Annotated in this window: 18 protein-coding genes; 15 read left to right on the plus strand and 3 right to left on the minus strand. The window is 42.0% G+C overall.

Going from position 1 to position 19997, the window contains the following annotated elements:
• Positions 1–26 precede the first annotated feature (26 nt).
• The 11 genes from cbpJ to tig all read left to right on the plus strand — a co-directional run bounded on the left by cbpJ (position 27) and on the right by tig (position 10444).
• Complete coding sequence (gene cbpJ / locus D7D53_RS00720) at positions 27–1037, plus strand: choline-binding protein CbpJ (protein ID WP_120769811.1); 1011 nt, start codon at positions 27–29, stop codon at positions 1035–1037.
• 17 nt (positions 1038–1054) lie between these two features.
• Positions 1055–2074, plus strand: coding sequence for a choline-binding protein CbpC (gene cbpC / locus D7D53_RS00725; protein WP_120769812.1), 1020 nt, complete (start codon positions 1055–1057; stop codon positions 2072–2074).
• 122 nt (positions 2075–2196) lie between these two features.
• On the plus strand, positions 2197–3075 hold the full coding sequence (gene mvk, locus D7D53_RS00730) for a mevalonate kinase (RefSeq protein WP_120769813.1): 879 nt from the start codon (positions 2197–2199) through the stop codon (positions 3073–3075).
• A complete protein-coding gene (gene mvaD, locus D7D53_RS00735) occupies positions 3057–4010 on the plus strand; it encodes a diphosphomevalonate decarboxylase (protein ID WP_120769814.1) in 954 nt (317 codons plus the stop codon). Before mvk ends, mvaD begins: the two co-directional genes overlap by 19 nt.
• Positions 3997–5004: a phosphomevalonate kinase gene (locus D7D53_RS00740; RefSeq protein ID WP_120769815.1), complete on the plus strand. Its 1008-nt coding sequence runs from the start codon at positions 3997–3999 to the stop codon at positions 5002–5004. Before mvaD ends, D7D53_RS00740 begins: the two co-directional genes overlap by 14 nt.
• On the plus strand, positions 4988–5998 hold the full coding sequence (gene fni, locus D7D53_RS00745) for a type 2 isopentenyl-diphosphate Delta-isomerase (protein ID WP_120769816.1): 1011 nt from the start codon (positions 4988–4990) through the stop codon (positions 5996–5998). The genes D7D53_RS00740 and fni overlap by 17 nt, the downstream gene beginning before the upstream one ends.
• A 76-nt stretch (positions 5999–6074) precedes the next feature.
• Positions 6075–6773 carry a cell wall-active antibiotics response protein LiaF gene (gene liaF / locus D7D53_RS00750; RefSeq protein WP_120769817.1) on the plus strand — a complete coding sequence of 233 codons (699 nt, stop codon included), beginning with the start codon at positions 6075–6077 and terminating at the stop codon, positions 6771–6773.
• Complete coding sequence (locus D7D53_RS00755) at positions 6770–7765, plus strand: envelope stress sensor histidine kinase LiaS (protein ID WP_120769818.1); 996 nt, start codon at positions 6770–6772, stop codon at positions 7763–7765. Before liaF ends, D7D53_RS00755 begins: the two co-directional genes overlap by 4 nt.
• 13 nt (positions 7766–7778) lie before the next feature.
• Entirely contained in the window at positions 7779–8411 is a 633-nt protein-coding gene (locus tag D7D53_RS00760; RefSeq protein ID WP_120769819.1) for a response regulator transcription factor, read from the plus strand.
• Positions 8412–9068 (plus strand): DNA alkylation repair protein, encoded by a 657-nt coding sequence (locus tag D7D53_RS00765; protein ID WP_120769820.1) that lies wholly within the window; start codon positions 8412–8414, stop codon positions 9066–9068.
• A gap of 92 nt (positions 9069–9160) precedes the next feature.
• Positions 9161–10444, plus strand: a complete 1284-nt coding sequence (gene tig / locus D7D53_RS00770) for a trigger factor (protein WP_120769821.1) — start codon at positions 9161–9163, stop codon at positions 10442–10444.
• Between the two features lie 152 nt (positions 10445–10596).
• On the opposite strand, the gene recD2 is transcribed toward tig, so the two are convergent.
• The 3 genes from recD2 to rnhC all read right to left on the minus strand — a co-directional run bounded on the left by recD2 (position 10597) and on the right by rnhC (position 14576).
• Positions 10597–12963 carry an SF1B family DNA helicase RecD2 gene (gene recD2 / locus D7D53_RS00775; RefSeq protein WP_120769822.1) on the minus strand — a complete coding sequence of 789 codons (2367 nt, stop codon included), beginning with the start codon at positions 12961–12963 and terminating at the stop codon, positions 10597–10599.
• Between the two features lie 113 nt (positions 12964–13076).
• A complete protein-coding gene (lepB, locus tag D7D53_RS00780; protein WP_120769823.1) occupies positions 13077–13691 on the minus strand; it encodes a signal peptidase I in 615 nt (204 codons plus the stop codon).
• Between the two features lie 3 nt (positions 13692–13694).
• Positions 13695–14576: a ribonuclease HIII gene (gene rnhC / locus D7D53_RS00785; RefSeq protein ID WP_120769824.1), complete on the minus strand. Its 882-nt coding sequence runs from the start codon at positions 14574–14576 to the stop codon at positions 13695–13697.
• A gap of 86 nt (positions 14577–14662) precedes the next feature.
• Here rnhC and zapA point away from each other — a divergent pair, with 86 nt between their 5' ends.
• The 4 genes from zapA (at position 14663) to D7D53_RS00805 (ending at position 19994) form a co-directional block, all read left to right on the plus strand.
• Positions 14663–14965, plus strand: a complete 303-nt coding sequence (gene zapA / locus D7D53_RS00790; protein ID WP_120769825.1) for a cell division protein ZapA — start codon at positions 14663–14665, stop codon at positions 14963–14965.
• Positions 14962–15510 carry a CvpA family protein gene (locus D7D53_RS00795; RefSeq protein WP_049493013.1) on the plus strand — a complete coding sequence of 183 codons (549 nt, stop codon included), beginning with the start codon at positions 14962–14964 and terminating at the stop codon, positions 15508–15510. Before zapA ends, D7D53_RS00795 begins: the two co-directional genes overlap by 4 nt.
• Before the next feature lie 103 nt (positions 15511–15613).
• A complete protein-coding gene (locus tag D7D53_RS00800; RefSeq protein WP_120769826.1) occupies positions 15614–17950 on the plus strand; it encodes an endonuclease MutS2 in 2337 nt (778 codons plus the stop codon).
• A gap of 184 nt (positions 17951–18134) precedes the next feature.
• Positions 18135–19994 (plus strand): DNA methyltransferase, encoded by a 1860-nt coding sequence (locus tag D7D53_RS00805; protein WP_042751663.1) that lies wholly within the window; start codon positions 18135–18137, stop codon positions 19992–19994.
• The last annotated feature ends 3 nt before the right edge of the window (positions 19995–19997 follow it).

Here is a 19997-nt window from a genome sequence, read left to right on the forward strand (position 1 = left end):
ATAATCAGTCATGGAGGATACGTCTAATGAAAATAATAAAAAAATTGATGCAAATTGCATTAGCAGTCTTTTTCTTTGGTTTGCTAGCGACAAGTGCAGTATTGGCGGATGATGCTGATTCAGAAGGTTGGCAATTTGTCCAAGAAAATGGTAGAACCTACTACAAGAAGGGGGACCTAAAAGAAACCTACTGGCGAGTGATTGATGGGAAGTACTATTATTTTGATCCTTTATCTGGAGAGATGGTGGTCGGCTGGCAATATATTCCGTTTCCATCTAAAGGTAGTACAATTGGTCCTTACCCAAATGGTATCAGATTAGAAGGTTTTCCAAAGTCAGAGTGGTACTATTTCGATAAAAATGGAGTGCTACAAGAGTTTGTTGGTTGGGAAGCATTAGAGGTTAAAACTAAAGACAGCGTTGGAAGAAAGTATGGGGAAAAACGTACAAATCCGGAAGATAAAGAAGAGAAGAGTTTTTACACGAACTATTACTTTAATCAAGATCATTCTTTAAAGACAGGTTGGCTTTATGACCAGTCTAACTGGTATTATCTAGCTAAAACAGAAATTAATGGAGAAGACTATATTGGTGGTGAAATACGTACAGGTTGGATAAATGATGGTTCAGCTTGGTACTATCTAGATCCAACAACTGGTATCATGCAAACTGGTTGGAAACAACTTGGCAATAAGTGGTACTACCTCCGTTCATCAGGAGCTATGACAACTGGCTGGTATCAGGAAGGCTCAACTTGGTACTATTTAGATGCTGAAAATGGTGATATGAAAACGGGATGGCAATACCTTGGTAACAAGTGGTACTATCTCCGTTCATCAGGAGCTATGGCAACTGGTTGGGTGAAAGATGGTTCAACTTGGTACTATCTAAATGCAAGTAATGGAGATATGAAGACAGGTTGGACAAAAGTAGGAGGAAACTGGTATTATCTCAATTCCTCTGGAGCAATGGTTACAGGTAGCCAAACTATCGATGGTAAAGTTTATAACTTTGCTTCATCTGGTGAGTGGATTTAATATTGGAGGACATATAAATGAAACTTTTGAAAAAAATGATGCAAGTTGGACTAACAGCATTTTTCTTTGGTTTGCTAGCTACAAATACTGTATTTGCGGATACCACAGGTGGCCAATTTGTTGATAAGGATAATAGAAAATATTATGTAAAAGATGATCATAAAGCAATCTATTGGCATAAAATAGACGGTAAAACTTACTATTTTGGTGATAGAGGAGAGATGGTTGTCGGTTGGCAATACGTAGAAATTCATGGAACAGGTTATCGTGATAATTTATTTAATAATCGTCCAGTCTTAGAAATTGGCCTTGAGGAGAAGTGGTACTATTTTGGACAAGATGGTGCTTTGCTAGAACAAACAGATAAACAAGTACTAGAGGCAAAAACGTCTGAAAATACAGGAAAAGTATACGGTGAACAATATGCTCCATCTGCTGAAAAGAGAACTTATTATTTTGATAATCATTATGCTGTAAAGACAGGCTGGACTTATGAAGACGGCAATTGGTATTATTTAAATAAGCTAGGAATTTCTGGCGATGATTCTTACAATCCACTACCAATTGGTGAAGTTGCTAAGGGTTGGACTCAAGATTTCCATGTTACTGTTGACATTGATAGAAGCAAACCTGCTCCGTGGTATTACCTAGACCCAGAAACTGGCATTATGCAAACTGGTTGGAAACAACTTGGCAATAAGTGGTACTACCTCCGTTCATCAGGAGCAATGGCGACTGGTTGGTATCAAGAAGGTTCGACTTGGTATTATCTAGATGCTGAAAATGGTGATATGAAAACGGGCTGGCAATACCTTGGTAACAAGTGGTACTATCTCCGTTCATCAGGAGCTATGGCAACTGGTTGGTATCAAGATGGTTCAACTTGGTACTACCTAAATGCAAGTAATGGAGATATGAAGATAGGCTGGTTCCAGGTCAATGGCAAATGGTACTATGCTTACAACTCAGGTGCTTTGGCAGTGAATACGACCGTAGATGGCTATTCTGTCAACTATAATGGCGAATGGATTCAATAATGAAAGAGGCGATTGTGAAGGAAACAATCGCTTTTTTTGTGAAAATATAATAAAATAGATAGGAAAGAATAAACACTTGTATGAAAAAATGAGACGGCTTTTTCGTCTAGCAAAAGGAAAATATGACAAAAAAAGTTGGTGTCGGTCAGGCACATAGTAAGATTATTTTAATAGGGGAGCATGCGGTCGTTTACGGTTATCCGGCCATTTCCCTGCCTCTTTTGGAGGTGGAGGTGACTTGTAAGGTAGTTCCTGCAGCGAGTCCTTGGCGTCTCTATGAGGAGGATACCTTGTCCATGGCAGTTTATGCTTCGCTGGAGTATTTGAATATCAAAGATGCCTGCATTCGCTGTGAGATTGACTCGGCTATCCCTGAGAAGCGGGGAATGGGTTCGTCAGCGGCTATCAGCATAGCGGCCATTCGTGCAGTATTTGACTACTATCAGGCAGAACTGCCTCATGATGTATTAGAAATCTTGGTCAATCGGGCGGAGATGATTGCCCATATGAATCCAAGTGGTTTGGATGCCAAGACCTGTCTCAGTGACCAGCCTATTCGCTTTATTAAGAACGTAGGATTTACAGAGCTTGAGATGGATTTATCCGCCTATTTGGTCATTGCAGATACGGGCGTGTATGGTCACACTCGTGAAGCCATCCAAGTGGTTCAAAGCAAGGGGAAGAATGCCCTACCGTTTTTGCATGCCTTGGGAGAATTGACCCAGCAGGCAGAAGAAGCGATTTCACAAAAATATGCTGAAGGGCTGGGACAAATCCTTAGTCAAGCGCATTTACATCTAAAAGAAATTGGTGTCAGTAGCCCTGAGGCAGATTCTTTGGTTGAAACGGCTCTTAGCCATGGTGCTCTGGGTTCCAAGATGAGCGGTGGTGGGCTAGGAGGCTGTATCATAGCCTTGGCAGACAATTTTACACAAGCACAAGAACTAGCAGAAAGATTAGAAGAGAAAGGAGCTGTTCAGACATGGATAGAGAGCCTGTAACAGTACGTTCCTACGCAAATATTGCTATTATCAAATATTGGGGAAAGAAAAAAGAAAAAGAGATGGTGCCTGCTACTAGCAGTATTTCTCTGACTTTGGAAAATATGTACACGGAGACGACCTTGTCGCCTCTGCCATCTCCTGCAACTGCTGATGCCTTTTATATCAATGGTCAGCTACAGAATGAGGCTGAGCATGCCAAGATGAGTAAGATTATTGACCGCTACCGTCCAGATGGTGATGGCTTTGTTCGTATTGACACTCAAAACAATATGCCTACCGCAGCGGGCTTATCATCAAGTTCTAGTGGTTTGTCCGCCTTGGTTAAGGCTTGCAATGCTTATTTTCAGCTTGGATTGGATAGAAGTCAGTTGGCACAGGAGGCTAAGTTTGCATCAGGCTCATCCTCTAGGAGTTTTTATGGACCACTAGGTGCTTGGGATAAGGATAGTGGGGAAATTTACCCTGTAGAGACAGACTTGAAACTAGCCATGATTATGTTGGTCTTGGAGGACAAGAAAAAACCAATCTCTAGTCGTGACGGGATGAAACTCTGTGTGGAAACCTCGACGACCTTTGATGACTGGGTCCGTCAGTCTGAGAAAGACTATCAGGATATGCTGGTTTATCTCAAGGAAAATGACTTTGCCAAGGTTGGGGAGTTAACGGAGAAAAATGCCCTTGCTATGCACGCTACGACCAAAACTGCGTCACCAACCTTTTCTTATCTGACGGATGCCTCTTATGAAGCCATGGACTTTGTTCGCCAGCTACGTGAGCAAGGAGAGGCTTGTTACTTTACTATGGATGCTGGTCCCAATGTCAAGGTTCTCTGTCAGGAGAAAGACTTGGAGCATTTATCAGAAATCTTCGGTCAACGTTATCGCTTGATTGTGTCAAAAACAAAGGATTTGAGCCAAGATGATTGCTGTTAAAACTTGCGGGAAGCTCTATTGGGCAGGTGAATATGCTATTTTAGAGCCAGGGCAGTTGGCCTTGATAAAGGCCATTCCCATCTATATGAAGGGGGAGATTGCTTTTTCTGATAGTTACCGTATCTACTCAGATATGTTTGATTTCGTAGTGGACTTGACACCAAATCCTGACTACAGCTTGATTCAAGAAACGATTGCTTTAGTGCAAGATTTCCTCGTTTATCGTGGGCAGACCTTGCGACCTTTTTCTCTAGAAATCCGTGGAAAAATGGAAAGAGAAGGGAAAAAGTTTGGTCTGGGTTCTAGTGGTAGCGTCGTTGTCTTGGTTGTCAAGGCTTTGCTGGCTCTGTATAATCTTTCGGTTGATCAGGAGCTCTTGTTCAAGTTGGTTAGCGCTGTCTTGCTCAAGCGTGGAGACAATGGTTCTATGGGAGACCTTGCCTGTATTGTGGCAGAGGAATTGGTTCTCTACCAGTCATTTGATCGCCAGAAGGTGGCTGCTTGGTTGGAAGAAGAAAATTTGGCGACTATTTTAGAGCGTGATTGGGGCTTTTCAATTTCGCAAGTGCAACCAACTTTAGAATGTGATTTCCTAGTAGGATGGACCAAGGAAGTGGCTGTATCTAGTGATATGGTTCAACAAATCAAGCAAAATATCAATCAGAATTTTTTAAGTTCCTCAAAAGAAACGGTGGCTTCTTTGGTAGAAGCCTTGGAACAGGGGGAAACCGAAAAAGTGATCGAGCAAGTAGAAGTAGCCAGCAAGCTCTTAGAAGGCTTGAGCGCAGATATTTACACACCTTCGCTGAGACAGTTGAAAGAAGCTAGTCAAGATTTGCAGGCCGTTGCCAAGAGTAGCGGCGCTGGTGGTGGTGATTGTGGTATTGCCTTGAGTTTTGATGAGCAATCAACTGAAACCCTAAAAAATCGCTGGGCCGATCTGGGGATTGAGCTCTTATATCAAGAAAGGATAGGACATGACGACAAATCGTAAGGATGAGCATATCCGCTATGCCCTTGAGCAGAAAAGTTCCTATAATAGCTTTGATGAGGTGGAGTTGATTCATTATTCCTTGCCTCTTTACGACCTGGATGAAATCGATCTGTCGACAGAGTTTGCTGGTCGAAAGTGGGATTTTCCTTTTTATATCAATGCCATGACAGGTGGGAGTGAAAAAGGTAAAGAAATCAATCAAAAGCTGGCTCAGGTGGCGGACGCCTGTGGGATTTTGTTTGTGACGGGATCTTATAGTGCGGCTCTCAAAGATTCAACAGATGACTCTTTTTCTGTCAAGTCTAGTCATCCAAATCTCCTTCTTGGGACCAATATTGGATTGGACAAGCCTGTCGAGTTCGGACTTCAGACTGTAGAAGAGATGAATCCTCTTCTCTTGCAAGTGCATGTCAATGTTATGCAGGAATTGCTCATGCCCGAAGGAGAACGAAAGTTCAGAAGCTGGCAATCGCATCTAGCAGATTATAGCAAGCAAATCCCCGTTCCAATCATTTTGAAGGAAGTGGGCTTTGGAATGGATGTGAAGACCATCGAAAGAGCCTATGAACTGGGTGTTCGAACTGTTGACCTATCAGGTCGTGGTGGCACCAGCTTTGCTTATATCGAAAACCGTCGTAGTGGTCAACGTGATTACCTCAATCAATGGGGCCAGTCCACCATGCAAGCCCTTCTCAATGCCCAAGACTGGAAAGACAAGGTCGAACTCTTGGTTAGTGGAGGGGTTCGAAATCCTCTGGATATGATTAAGTGCCTAGTCTTTGGTGCCAAGGCAGTCGGTCTTTCTCGAACTATGTTAGAGTTAGTAGAAAACCACTCGATTGAAGAGGTCATTGCTATTGTTCAGGGTTGGAAAGATGATTTACGACTCATCATGTGTGCCCTTAATTGTGCCACCATAGCAGATTTGCAAAAAGTAGACTATCTTCTCTATGGAAAATTAAAAGAAGCAAATGATCAGATGAAAAAGGCGTAACCACCGCCTTTTTTCCATCTTCAGACTGAGGTGGCTTTTTTGAATTGTGATAAAATAGAAAGGAGAGGATGAACCTATGAGAAAATTTAAAATCTTTTTATTTATCGAAGCCTGTCTTTTGACAGGAGCTCTGATTTTGATGATATCAGAGCATTTTTCGCGTTTTCTGCTGATTTTATTCCTCTTTTTGCTTTTGATTCGCTATTACACTGGTAAGGAGGGGAATAATCTTCTCTTAGTAGTGGCAACCATTCTCTTCTTTTTCATCGTCATGCTCAATCCTTTTGTGATTTTAGCTATTTTTGTTGCGGTTATTTATAGCCTCTTTCTTCTTTATCCGATGATGACCCAGGAAAAAGAGCAGACAAATTTGATTTTTGAAGAGGTGGTGACGGTTAAGAAGGAGAAAAATCGTTGGTTTGGAAATCTCCATCATTTTTCAAGCTACCAGACTTGCCAGTTTGATGATATCAATCTCTTTCGCCTCATGGGCAAGGACACCATTCATCTGGAGAGGGTCATCCTAACCAATCATGACAATGTCATTATACTTAGAAAGATGGTAGGAACGACTAAAATCATTGTACCTGTAGATGTGGAAGTCAGTCTCAGCGTTAACTGTCTCTATGGTGATTTGACTTTTTTCAACCAGCCAAAGCGAGCCCTCCGAAATGAACACTATCATCAAGAAACCAAAGACTATCTCAAGAGTAACAAGAGTGTCAAGATTTTCTTGACCACTATGATTGGAGATGTGGAGGTGGTCAGAGGATGAAAAAACAAGCTTATGTAATCATTGCTCTCACCTCTATCCTGTTTGTCTTATTTTTCTCCCACAGCTTGCTGGAAATCCTTGATTTTGACTGGTCTATTTTCTTGCAGGATGTCGAAAAAACAGAAAAATTTGTCTTTTTGTTGTTGGTATTTAGCATGTCCATGACCTGCCTCTTAGCCCTGTTTTGGCGAGGTATTGAAGAGCTTTCTCTAAGAAAAATGCAGGCTAATCTCAAGCGTATATTGGCAGGGCAAGAAGTGGTTCAGGTTGCAGATCCAGATTTGGATGCCAGTTTCAAGTCCTTGTCAGGTAAACTGAACCTTTTGACAGAGGCTCTTCAAAAGGCTGAAAATCAGAGCCTTGCTCAGGAAGAGGAAATCATTGAGAAGGAAAGAAAGCGGATTGCTCGGGATTTGCATGATACAGTCAGTCAGGAGTTGTTTGCGGCCCACATGATTTTATCGGGTATCAGCCAGCAGGCTTTGAAATTGGATAGAGAAAAGATGCAGACCCAGTTGCAGAGTGTTACAGCTATTTTAGAAACTGCCCAGAAGGATTTGCGAGTCTTGCTCTTGCATTTGCGACCAGTTGAACTAGAGCAAAAGAGTCTGGTTGAAGGGATTCAAATCCTCTTAAAAGAGCTTGAGGACAAGAGTGATCTCAAGGTTGGTTTCAAGCAAAATGTGACGCAATTGCCTAAGAAAATCGAGGAGCATATCTTCCGTATCCTGCAAGAGTTGATCAGCAATACCCTCCGCCATGCCCAGGCATCTTGTTTGGATGTTTACCTCTATCAGACGGATTTTGAATTGCAGCTGAAGGTGGTGGACAATGGGATTGGTTTCCAGTTGGGGAGTTTTGATGACCTGAGTTATGGACTCCGCAATATCAAGGAGCGGGTTGAAGATATGGCAGGGACGGTTCAGCTATTAACAGCTCCCAAGCAAGGGCTGGCAGTTGACATCCGTATTCCCCTGCTCGATAAGGAATGATAAAGGAGTAAAGATGAAAATTTTACTAGTTGATGACCATGAAATGGTCCGATTGGGCTTAAAAAGCTACTTTGACCTCCAAGATGATGTAGAAGTTGTGGGTGAGGCTACCAACGGGTCTCAAGGGATTGATTTGGCCTTGGAATTGCGTCCGGATGTCATTGTCATGGATATTGTCATGCCTGAGATGAATGGAATTGATGCGACCTTGGCTATCCTCAAAGAATGGCCTGAAGCCAAGATTTTGATTGTGAGCTCTTATTTGGACAATGAAAAAATCATGCCTGTCTTGAATGCTGGTGCTAGAGGCTATATGCTTAAGACGTCTAGTGCAGACGAACTTCTCCATGCTGTCCGTAAGGTGGCTGCTGGCGAGTTGGCAATTGAGCAAGAGGTCAGCAAAAAAGTCGAATACCACCGCAATCACATAGAACTACATGAGGACCTGACTGCGCGTGAGCGAGATGTTCTCCAACTCATCGCCAAGGGCTACGAAAATCAGCGTATCGCAGACGAACTGTTTATCTCTCTCAAGACGGTCAAGACGCACGTGTCTAACATTCTTGCCAAACTTGAGGTTAGCGATCGTACCCAGGCTGCAGTCTATGCCTTTCAGCACCACTTGGTGGGGCATGAGGACTTTTAGATGAGTCTAACAGATTTACTTGAGGAGCTAGAAGCAGCAAAGAATCCTAAAAAATCAGGGGCTATGGAGGCCTATATGCGCGATCAATTTTCCTTTCTAGGCGTTGCGGCGCCAGAAAGAAATAAACTCTATAAAAAATACTTTCCAGAAGCGAAAAAAACAAAGATTATCGATTGGGATTTTGTAGATACTTGCTGGAGAAAGGAGCCGAGAGAATACCAATATGTAGCTGCTAATTATTTGAAAGCCATGCAGTCTTATCTAAAGGACAGCGATTTGCCTAAGCTAGAGCAGTTGGTTGTTACCAAGTCTTGGTGGGATACGGTAGATATTCTAGATCGAGTAGTAGGGAGTTTGGTGTATGACAAGCCGGAACTGGAAAAAATAATCCTCCAATGGAGTCTATCAGATAATATCTGGCTGAGACGGATCACTATTGACCACCAGTTGTTAAGAAAAGAGAAGACCAATGTTCAATTAATGGAAAAGATTCTGCTTCATAATTTGAACCAAGCAGAGTTCTTTATCAATAAAGCCATTGGCTGGGCTCTAAGAGACTACTCCAAAACCAATCCAACTTGGGTAGCAGGCTTCATTGAGAAAAACAAGGAAAGAATGGCTGACCTTAGTATCAAAGAAGCAAGCAAGTGCCTCTAGCGTGATTGAAAAGCGCATTCATTACTTGAAAAAAATCGCCCATTTATGTTATAATAGACTGTATTTAAAAAATTTTAAGGAGAAATGACAGAATGTCTGTATCATTTGAAAACAAAGAAACAAACCGTGGTGTCTTGACTTTCACTATCTCTCAAGACCAAATCAAACCAGAATTGGACCGTGTCTTCAACTCAGTGAAGAAATCTCTTAATGTTCCAGGTTTCCGTAAAGGTCACCTTCCACGTCCTATCTTCGACAAAAAATTTGGTGAAGAGTCACTTTACCAAGACGTTATGAACGCTCTTTTACCAAACGCTTATGAAGCAGCTGTAAAAGAAGCTGGTCTTGAAGTCGTTGCTCAACCAAAAATTGATGTAACTTCAATGGAAAAAGGTCAAGACTGGGTTATCACTGCTGAAGTCGTTACAAAACCTGAAGTAAGATTGGGTGACTACAAAAACCTTGAAGTATCAGTAGATGTTGAAAAAGAAGTAACTGACGCTGACGTTGAAGAGCGTATCGAACGCGAACGCAACAACTTGGCTGAATTGGTTATCAAGGAAGCTGCTGCTGAAAACGGCGACACTGTTGTTATCGACTTCGTTGGTTCTATCGATGGTGTTGAATTTGATGGTGGAAAAGGTGAAAACTTCTCACTTGGACTTGGTTCAGGTCAATTCATCCCAGGTTTCGAAGACCAATTGGTAGGTCATTCAGCTGGTGAAACTGTTGATGTTATCGTAACATTCCCAGCAGACTACCAAGCAGAGGATCTTGCAGGTAAAGAAGCTAAATTCGTAACAACTATCCACGAAGTAAAAGCAAAAGAAGTTCCAGCTCTTGATGATGAACTTGCAAAAGACATCGACGAAGAAGTTGAAACACTTGCTGAATTAAAAGAGAAATATCGCAAGGAATTGGCTGCTGCTAAAGAAGAAGCTTACAAAGATGCCGTTGAAGGTGCAGCAATTGATAAAGCTGTAGAAAACGCTGAAATCGTAGAACTTCCAGAAGAAATGATCCACGAAGAAGTTCACCGTTCAGTAAATGAATTCCTTGGAAACTTGCAACGTCAAGGTATCAACCCTGACATGTACTTCCAAATCACTGGAACTACTCAAGAAGATCTTCACAAACAATACGAGGGAGAAGCTGAGTCACGTACTAAGACTAACCTTGTTATCGAAGCAGTTGCCAAAGCTGAAGGATTTGATGCTTCAGAAGAAGAAATCCAAAAAGAAGTTGAGCAATTGGCAGCAGACTACAACATGGAAGTTGCACAAGTACAAAGCTTGCTTTCAGCTGATATGTTGAAACACGACATCACAATTAAAAAAGCTGTTGAATTGATTACAAGCACAGCAACAGTTAAATAATCTTATACTCTTCGAAAATCTCTTCAAACCATGTCAGCGTCGCCTTACCGTACTCAAGTACAGCTTGCGGCTAGCTTCCTAGTTTGCTCTTTGATTTTCATTGAGTATTAATAAACAAAAATCCCACCTGAATTGGTGGGTTTTCTTATGCACTATTTTCCAAAAATCTCTTTGAGGTCTGCGTCTGTAATCCCAATCATGGCGGGGATGCTGTCCCAGTTTTCTTCGGTTAGGATGTAGGATTGTTCGGAGGTACTTGATGTGACTGTTTCAGAGATAGCTGGTTGCTTTTCTTCAACATTTTCAATTAGATCACTGAAACGTTCAATCAGATAGGTTTTTCGGGCAGTTCCGATATGCTGGGTAGCATAATCAAAGGCCTGTAATTCACCTAGTAAGATAAGCTTGCTTTTGGCGCGTGTAATGGCTGTATAGATGAGATTGCGCTCCAGCATACGCCTACTAGCACTGGTGATAGGTAGGATGACAACAGGGAACTCACTTCCCTGGGACTTATGGATACTCATGGCATAGGCCAGACGAATCTTGTACCATTCGTTACGTGGGTAAGAGACTTCATTGCCATCAAAATCAATGACAATCTCGTCTTGCTTCGACTCGGTATATTTACCAGGAATCAGATCTGTGATAGCTCCCAAATCTCCATTAAAGACATTGATTTCAGCATCGTTGACCAAATGAATGACCTTGTCTCCCTTGCGATAGTGACACTGGGGAGCTTCAAAACTGAGTTGGTCTTTTTGTGGTGGGTTAAGGAGGTCTTGCATGAGCTGGTTGATGGCATCAATCCCTGCCGTCCCTCGGTACATGGGAGCCAGAATCTGAATATCACGTGCGGGAATACCACTTCTGAGGGCAGCGCCTAAGATTTTCTCAATCGTAGCAGGAATATGGCCACTAGCAATTTCAAAGTAGGAACGGTCTGCTTTTTTTTGGGTGAAATCAGCTGGCAAGATACCCTGTCGAATCTGACTAGCTAGGGTGACGATGGTTGATTCTTCGCTTTGCCGGTAAATTTTTTCCAAGCGAGTCTGAGGAATCAAAGGAATATGAAGCAGGTCTGCTAGAACCTGTCCAGGGCTGACAGACGGTAGCTGGTCGCTGTCACCTACGATTAGAATCTTACTGTTAGAAGAGATGTTGGAGAAGAGTTGATTGGCCAGCCAAGTATCCACCATGGAAAATTCATCCACGATGATAAAGTCAGCATCCAGATAATCTTCCAGATGACTGGTATCATCGTCACCTGTCATTCCCAAGTGGCGGTGTATAGTCGCACTTGGCAAGCCTGTCAATTCATTCATGCGGCGAGCTGCTCGACCAGTTGGAGCAGCAAGAAGAATCGGCAGATTGCTTTTTTTCCTGAGGTCAAGTCCTTCTAAAAGGGCGTAAACAGCAATGATACCATTGATAACAGTTGTCTTACCAGTACCAGGTCCACCTGTCAGGATAAAGATCTTATTCTGGATAGCATCACAGATAGCCTGTTTTTGAATGCTATCATACTCAATCCCCAGTTCTTGCTCGACAGTAGTGATATGCTTTTGAATGGATTCTAAATCTTGGCTCTTCTGTTTTCCTTTTTCAAGGATACGAACCAAGTGACTGCGGATACCTTCCTCAGCGAAAAAGAGGCTGTTATCAAAGATTTTGGTATCAATCTGCTGAACCTTGTCTTCTTCGATCAGGTAGGAGAGCTCTTGGGCCACTTGGCTGGGATCCAGTTCCACGGGGCGGGAAGACTCAAGGAGAGTAAGGGTTTGTTCTAGCAAATCCCGTGCTTCAACATAGGTGTCCCCTGTTTCCATACAGGCCTGAAAAAGACTATGAACTAGTCCTGCACGGAAGCGTTCAGGAGCCTGACTTTCGATACCTAGTTCTTCCGCTAATTGATCAGCAATGGTAAAGCCCAAACCCTTTATATCCTCGACCAACTGGTAGGGATAATTTTCAACCACATCAAGGGTTTCTTCCTTGTAAAAGTCTTGAATCTGAAAGGCTAGTTTGTTGGGAATGCCGTAGTTGGCAAGTTTGGCCAAAACCATCTCGGTTCCGTAGTTGAGGCGGAGAGTAGAGACGAATGCCTCGCGATTTTTAGCAGAGAGTCCTGAGATACCTTCTAGCTTTTCTGGGTGTTGCAGAATTTCGTCAATGGTATTGTCGCCATAGGTATCCACAATTTTCTGAGCTGTCTTGAGACCAATTCCCTTGAAATGGCTACTTGAAAAGTACTTGACCAAGCCCTTGCTAGTTGGTTTTGCGCGTTCATATCGGCTGATTTGCAGTTGTTCCCCATACTTGGAGTGCTGGACAATTTGTCCCCAAAAGGTATAGTCTTCTCCCTCAATCACATCAGCCATGGCGCCCGTGACAATGATTTCAAAATCATCAAAATCCTCTGCGTCCGTATCGTCGATTTCTAGGAGGAGGATGCGGTAAAAATTGCTGGGATTTTCAAAAATAATCCGTTCAATGGTTCCTGAAAAATAAACTTCCATAAAATTCCTTTGTATGAATAGGTGAGAGTTGGGGGGTATTATAGTCAATAAACGATTACTTCTCACGATAGAAGAAGAGGCTGAGATTGCTGATTCTCGGCCTCTTAGGTCTCTTAAAATGTTCCGATACGGGTGATTGGCCAGAAGCGGAATTTAGCTTCCCCTGTAATATCTTTTGCTTTGAAGGTACCTACGTGACGACTGTCACTCGAAACCAAGCGGTCGTCTCCGAGGAGAAGGTATTCTCCTTCTGGGACAGTAAAGCTAAAGTTGGTATTATAGTTGACATCAACTGTGAAGGCTTGGGCTTTTTCAGCAATACTTCTAAAGAAAGTTCCTTTATTTCCTTCAAATCCCTTGCCTGAGTAGGTGCCTTGGAGTTTGTCATCCTTGAAACGTTTGATGTAGTCAGCTAGGTAAGGTTCATCTGTCTCTTTGTCATTGATGTAAAGTTTATCGTTTTCGTAACGGATGGTGTCGCCAGGCATTCCAATCACGCGCTTGACGATGTCCTTATTGCCATCTTCCTCATGGGCCACCACGATATCAAAACGGTCAATAGGGAGGTGCTTAACAACAAAGAGGATTTCGCCATCCGCTAGGGTAGGATCCATAGAATGCCCTTCTACGCGAACATTACTCCAAAAAAAGATACGACTTAAAGCTAGTAATGACAGAATTAGGAGGAACAATCCCCACTCTTTTAAGAAATTTTTAAATGAATTCATAACTTACCTTTCTAAGCGTTTTTTCGCTTTTTCAGTATTTTTAAAGTGCAGTTTGGCGCAGAAATTGAGTCCTTGCATACCATAGGCTTGCAAAATCTGGCTAGCTACCTTATCAGAAGCCGTTCCAGCTCCACTTGGAAGTTGATAGCCCAGCTCTCGTCCCAGATTTTCAAGATTTTCCAGAAAGAGATCACGCGCAATGATAGAAGAAACTGCGACAGCCAAGTATTTGCCCTCAGCCTTTTCTTCTAAGCTGATAGAATTGCTGAAACGATTGGCCTCTTGAGCCAAATATTTATCATAATTTTTAGCACTGGTAAAGGCATCAATCACAATTTTCTCAGGCTGAACACCTTTTTGAAGGAGGAGATAGATAGCCTGATTATGGAGGGCAACCTTAACAGAAACAGCATTGTAGCGGTCTCCGATGACTTCGTTGTACTTGCTTGGTGAGAGAAGCAGTGCCTGATGCTGGATTTTTTCCTTGAGGATAGGGGCAATCTGACGGATCTTTTGGTCGGTCAGAGTCTTAGAATCCCCCACACCGAGTTTTCGCAAGAAGTTATGCTGGTCAGGTGTGACAAAGGAAGCCACAACTGCAAGCCCACCAAAGTAGGAACCATTCCCCACCTCATCTGTTCCAATTAAAGGGAAATTTTGTCCGCTGGTTTTCTCTACAACTTGATAGCCAAAGAAACTAGCATATTTCTCGGCTTCCTCCCCCTGAAGTAAGACCTTTCCAGAAGTATAGATAGAAACGGTTGCTTGAGGTAGTCTCAAAAAGTAGCGGATATAGGGATTCTTGCTGGGAGCCAGACTGGTTTGATAGTGTTCAAGAAAAGCTTGAATCTCCTTTTCGCTTGGTGTGAGTGTTATACTTGCCATAGTTTCTATTGTACCATAAAAGCAGGTAAATTTGTAAAAACTGACAAAATTAGCGAATTTTGGTATAATATCGTGAGGTGAATTTTATGGCAAATCTAAATCGATTCAAATTTACATTCGGGAAAAAATCATTAACCTTGACAAGCGAGCATGATAACCTTTTTATGGAGGAAATTGCCAAGGTTGCGACAGAAAAATACCAAGCAATTAAAGAACAAATGCCTAGCGCAGATGATGAAACAGTCGCTCTTTTGTTGGCAGTCAACTGTTTATCAACTCAGCTCAGCCGTGAGATTGAATTTGATGATAAGGAGCAAGAATTAGAAGAACTCCGTCACAAGCTTGTGACTTGTAAGCAAGAACAGAGCAAGATTGAGGATTCCTTATGATTTCACTCCTTCTTCTATTGGTCTTGGCTTGGGGATTTTATATCGGCTATCGGAGAGGCCTGCTCTTACAGGTTTATTACCTGATTTCAGCCATGGCATCGGCTTTTGTGGCTGGCCAGTTTTATAAGGGACTTGGAGAGCAATTTCATTTGCTCCTCCCTTATGCAAATCCGCAGGAAGGTCAGGGAACTTTCTTTTTCCCATCGGATCAACTCTTTCAGCTGGATAAGGTCTTTTACGCAGGGATTGGCTACTTGCTTGTATTTGGGATTGTCTATAGTATCGGTCGGTTGCTCGGTCTTCTTTTACACTTACTTCCTAGTAAAAAACTGGGTGGCAAGTTGTTCCAAGTTTCAGCAGGTATCTTGTCCATGTTGGTGACCTTATTTGTCTTGCAAATGGCCTTGACAATCTTGGCGACCATTCCCATGGCAGCTATACAAAATCCTCTTGAAAAGAGTATCGTCGCAAAACACATCATCCAGAGCATACCGGTAACAACCAGTTGGCTCAAACAAATCTGGGTGACAAATTTAATCGGATAAAAAGGGCAGGAATTTTCCTAGCCCTTTGTTTACAGATTTGACTCGAATCTATCAGAATGTAAAAAGCTACCACACCTAGACATTCAAAGACAAGGAAATAAAGATGAATAAGAAAATATTAGAAACATTAGAGTTCAATAAGGTCAAGGCCTTGTTTGAACCTCATTTGTTGACCGAACAGGGCTTGGAGCAATTGAGACAGCTAGCTCCGACTGCCAAAGCAGATAAAATTAAACAGGCTTTTGCTGAGATGAAGGAAATGCAGGCTCTTTTTGTTGAGCAACCGCATTTTACCATTCTTGCAACCAAGGAAATCGCAGGAGTCTGCAAGCGGTTGGAGATGGGAGCGGACCTCAATATCGAGGAGTTCCTACTTTTGAAGCGCGTGCTTCTTTCTAGCAGAGAACTACAAAGTTTTTATGCTAATCTGGAAAATGTCAGCTTGGAAGAATTAGCCCTTTGGTTTGAAAAATTACACGATTTTCCGCAATTACAAGGAAATCTCCAAGCCTTTAATGATGCAGGTTTTATTGAAAATTTTGCCAGTGAAGAATTGGCGCGAATCCGTCGAAAAATCCATGATAGCGAGAGTCAGGTCCGCGATGTTTTACAAGACTTGCTCAAGCAAAAAGCGCAGATGTTGACAGAAGGGATTGTTGCCAGCCGAAATGGTCGTCAGGTTTTACCTGTCAAAAACACTTATCGCAATAAGATTGCAGGTGTCGTTCATGATATTTCTGCTAGTGGAAATACCGTCTATATCGAACCCCGTGAGGTGGTCAAGCTGAGTGAAGAAATTGCCAGTTTGCGAGCAGATGAGCGCTATGAAATGCTTCGCATTCTCCAAGAAATCTCTGAGCGTGTCCGCCCTCATGCGGCTGAGATTGCTAATGACGCTTGGATTATCGGCCATCTGGACTTGATTCGTGCCAAGGTCCGCTTTATCCAAGAAAGGCAAGCAGTAGTTCCCCAGCTATCAGAAAATCAAGAGATTCAACTGCTCCATGTCTGCCATCCTTTGGTCAAAAATGCCGTTGCAAATGATGTCCATTTTGGTCAAGATTTAACAGCGATTGTTATTACAGGTCCCAATACGGGTGGGAAGACCATCATGCTCAAAACTCTGGGCTTGACACAGGTTATGGCCCAGTCCGGTTTGCCGATTTTGGCAGATAAGGGAAGCCGTGTGGGTATTTTTGAAGAAATCTTTGCTGATATTGGCGATGAGCAATCTATTGAGCAGAGTTTGTCTACCTTTTCTAGCCACATGACCAATATCGTGGATATTCTTGGCAAGGTCAACCAACATTCCCTCTTACTCTTGGATGAGTTGGGGGCTGGTACAGACCCTCAAGAGGGAGCTGCCCTTGCCATGGCTATTTTAGAGGACCTTCGCCTGCGTCAAGTCAAGACCATGGCGACGACCCACTATCCGGAACTAAAGGCCTACGGTATTGAGACAGCCTTTGTGCAAAATGCTAGCATGGAGTTTGATACTGCAACTCTTCGCCCAACCTATCGCTTTATGCAGGGTGTGCCTGGCCGAAGCAATGCCTTTGAAATTGCTAAACGTCTAGGTCTATCTGAAGTTATCGTAGGGGATGCCAGTCAGCAGGTCGATCAGGATAATGATGTCAATCGAATTATTGAACAACTGGAAGAGCAGACGCTAGAGAGTCGCAAACGTTTGGACAATATCCGTGAGGTGGAGCAAGAAAATCTCAAGATGAACCGTGCGCTTAAAAAACTTTACAACGAGCTCAATCGTGAAAAGGAAACCGAGCTTAACAAGGCGCGTGAACAAGCTACTGAGATTGTGGACATGGCCCTAAGTGAAAGTGACCAGATTCTCAAAAATCTCCACAGCAAATCCCAACTCAAGCCCCACGAAATCATTGAAGCCAAGGCCAAGTTGAAAAAATTGGCTCCTGAAAAAGTAGATTTGTCTAAAAACAAGGTTCTTCAAAAGGCCAAGAAAAAACGAGCTCCAAAGGTGGGAGATGATATCGTGGTTCTCAGTTATGGACAGCGTGGTACCCTGACCAGTCAACTCAAAGATGGCCGCTGGGAAGCCCAAGTCGGCTTGATTAAGATGACCTTAGAAGAGAAAGAATTTGACCTTGTTCAAGCTCAGCAAGAAAAGCAAGTCAAGAAGAAACAGGTCAATGTCGTGAAACGAACTTCTGGTCGTGGCCCACAAGCCAGACTGGACCTTCGAGGCAAACGTTATGAAGAGGCCATGAATGAGCTAGATGCCTTTATCGACCAAGCCTTGCTTAATAATATGGCTCAAGTAGATATCATCCATGGTATTGGAACAGGTGTTATCCGTGAAGGTGTCACCAAATATCTACAAAGAAACAAACATGTCAAGAGTTTTGGCTATGCCCCACAAAATGCTGGAGGCAGTGGTGCGACTATTGTCACTTTTAAAGGATAAGAAAAGCCTGAGGAAATACAAGATTCCTCAAGCTTTTTTATCATTTCTTTTAAACATGCTCAAATATGCTATAATAGAACTAGAAAATTGAATAAAACCGAAGGGTATACCCTTCCTTTATATATACATATAAAGGAATACTATCAGCTCTTCACAAATTTTAAGTGAGAAGGAGATTCCGTATATGAAACATGAATTAGAGCAGGTTCTCTCTAAAAATCCTAAGTTTTTAGTGGATGGTGTGCTAAATAAAAATAAGCTGGCTGAGCTGGCACGGCAGTACAGTCCTGACTTACTCAATCAGTTGAGTAGTAATGAAAAAATGACCAATCATTTCTTTTCAAAGCTACAAAATGGGGTATTGGTCTTTAAAAAAGATATCTTTTTGCAATTTCTAAATAACAAGGAGTTCTTGCCTGACAGCTTTACAGCCTACAAAACAAAAATAGGTCTTGGGATGCCAGACAGAAATTATCTTTCTGAAAATAAAGAAGTTGTGCTGAATTTTCCTTATAAAGATTGTGTGCTTGAGGGAGGGCAAACCAAGGACGATGTGAAACGTCAAGAGGTTTTCTTTAATGAAACACTCGCTCCAACAGAAATCAATCGTTTACTGGATGATAAGGTCTTGACTAACTTTAAACGTTATGACGAAACTGGCGAGCATAACGTGGAAGAGATAAAAGATACTGATAATCTTATCATCAAAGGGAATAATCTTATCGTTCTGCATAGTTTGAAAAAGCGTTTTGCTGGGAAAGTCAAACTCATTTATATTGATCCGCCTTACAATACAGGTAATGATAGCTTTAATTACAATGATAGCTTCAATCATTCAACATGGTTAATTTTTATGAAGAATCGTTTAGAGGTGGCTCGGGAGTTGCTGAGTGATGATGGCTTAATTTTTGTACAATGTGATGACAATGAACAAGCATATCTAAAAGTTTTGATGGATGAGGTGTTCAGCAGAAATAATTTTATCTCAAATATTGTCTGGAAAGGTCGAGGAGGTCGTCAAGATAGTAAATATATTGCTCAAATTCACGAAACTATAATTTTTTACGCCAAAAATAAAGAACGAGCAATCTTGAATAAAGCTTTTATCGAAGACACTTCAAACTATGCTTATGAAGATAGCCGAGGAAACTATAAAACTCAGCTTATTCGAAAATGGGGAAGCAACAGTCGAAGAGAAGACCGCCCTAACCTCTTCTATGAAGTTGAATTTGAGGGTAATAAAGTATTGCCAATCTTACCGAATGGAGATGATGGGTGCTGGAGATGGAGTAAAAATAGACTTGAAGAAGCTATAAAAAATGATATGGTAGTGTCACTTGAAAAAGATGGTAGAACAGAGCTCTACGAAAAAATATATAAAGGTGATGGGAAGAAACAAACAGTTTTTACATCTTGGATTGATGAAAGTTTTTCTGGTCAGGGAACTAAAGTTTTAGAAGAAATTTTCAAAGAAAAAGTTTTTGATTACCCTAAGCCAGAACAGCTGGTTAAAAAGTTTATTGATTTAACGACCGATGATGGAGACATCGTCCTAGATTACCACCTCGGATCAGGTACAACAGCAGCCGTTGCCCATAAAATGAACCGCCAGTACATTGGTATTGAACAAATGGACTACATTGAGACCGTGTCCGTTAAACGTTTGGAAAAAGTGATTGAGGGCGAACAAGGTGGTATTTCAAAATCTGTCGACTGGCAGGGTGGAGGTTCGTTTGTCTACTGCGAACTCAAAAATGATGCCCAGGATTTTAAAAATACAGTCTTAGAGGCAAGAGAGTCTGAAACTCTATCTCAACTATTTGAACAGGCTAAAAAGTCTTCGTTCCTATCTTATCGTGTCGACCCTAAAAAGTTGAAAAAGTCAGAGTTCGAAAAACTTTCACTAGCTGAACAAAAACAAGTCTTGCTGGAGTTGGTGGATAATAATAACCTGTATGTTAATTACTCAGAGATAGATGATAGCGACTATGGCATTTCACTAGAAGAGAAAAAACTCAATAAAGACTTCTATGGAGAGGAGTAAGTG

The sequence above is a fragment of the Streptococcus gwangjuense genome, assembly GCF_003627155.1.
Lineage (GTDB): Bacteria > Bacillota > Bacilli > Lactobacillales > Streptococcaceae > Streptococcus > Streptococcus gwangjuensis.

What these genes read in the sequence shown, in the direction of transcription:
- cbpJ (WP_120769811.1), top strand. Translation starts at nt 27, where the DNA reads ATGAAAATAATAAAAAAATTGATGCAAATTGCATTAGCAGTCTTTTTC.
- cbpC (WP_120769812.1), top strand. Translation starts at nt 1,055, where the DNA reads ATGAAACTTTTGAAAAAAATGATGCAAGTTGGACTAACAGCATTTTTC.
- mvk (WP_120769813.1), top strand. Translation starts at nt 2,197, where the DNA reads ATGACAAAAAAAGTTGGTGTCGGTCAGGCACATAGTAAGATTATTTTA.
- mvaD (WP_120769814.1), top strand. Translation starts at nt 3,057, where the DNA reads ATGGATAGAGAGCCTGTAACAGTACGTTCCTACGCAAATATTGCTATT.
- D7D53_RS00740 (WP_120769815.1), top strand. Translation starts at nt 3,997, where the DNA reads ATGATTGCTGTTAAAACTTGCGGGAAGCTCTATTGGGCAGGTGAATAT.
- fni (WP_120769816.1), top strand. Translation starts at nt 4,988, where the DNA reads ATGACGACAAATCGTAAGGATGAGCATATCCGCTATGCCCTTGAGCAG.
- liaF (WP_120769817.1), top strand. Translation starts at nt 6,075, where the DNA reads ATGAGAAAATTTAAAATCTTTTTATTTATCGAAGCCTGTCTTTTGACA.
- D7D53_RS00755 (WP_120769818.1), top strand. Translation starts at nt 6,770, where the DNA reads ATGAAAAAACAAGCTTATGTAATCATTGCTCTCACCTCTATCCTGTTT.
- D7D53_RS00760 (WP_120769819.1), top strand. Translation starts at nt 7,779, where the DNA reads ATGAAAATTTTACTAGTTGATGACCATGAAATGGTCCGATTGGGCTTA.
- D7D53_RS00765 (WP_120769820.1), top strand. Translation starts at nt 8,412, where the DNA reads ATGAGTCTAACAGATTTACTTGAGGAGCTAGAAGCAGCAAAGAATCCT.
- tig (WP_120769821.1), top strand. Translation starts at nt 9,161, where the DNA reads ATGTCTGTATCATTTGAAAACAAAGAAACAAACCGTGGTGTCTTGACT.
- recD2 (WP_120769822.1), bottom strand. Translation starts at nt 12,963, where the DNA reads ATGGAAGTTTATTTTTCAGGAACCATTGAACGGATTATTTTTGAAAAT.
- lepB (WP_120769823.1), bottom strand. Translation starts at nt 13,691, where the DNA reads ATGAATTCATTTAAAAATTTCTTAAAAGAGTGGGGATTGTTCCTCCTA.
- rnhC (WP_120769824.1), bottom strand. Translation starts at nt 14,576, where the DNA reads ATGGCAAGTATAACACTCACACCAAGCGAAAAGGAGATTCAAGCTTTT.
- zapA (WP_120769825.1), top strand. Translation starts at nt 14,663, where the DNA reads ATGGCAAATCTAAATCGATTCAAATTTACATTCGGGAAAAAATCATTA.
- D7D53_RS00795 (WP_049493013.1), top strand. Translation starts at nt 14,962, where the DNA reads ATGATTTCACTCCTTCTTCTATTGGTCTTGGCTTGGGGATTTTATATC.
- D7D53_RS00800 (WP_120769826.1), top strand. Translation starts at nt 15,614, where the DNA reads ATGAATAAGAAAATATTAGAAACATTAGAGTTCAATAAGGTCAAGGCC.
- D7D53_RS00805 (WP_042751663.1), top strand. Translation starts at nt 18,135, where the DNA reads ATGAAACATGAATTAGAGCAGGTTCTCTCTAAAAATCCTAAGTTTTTA.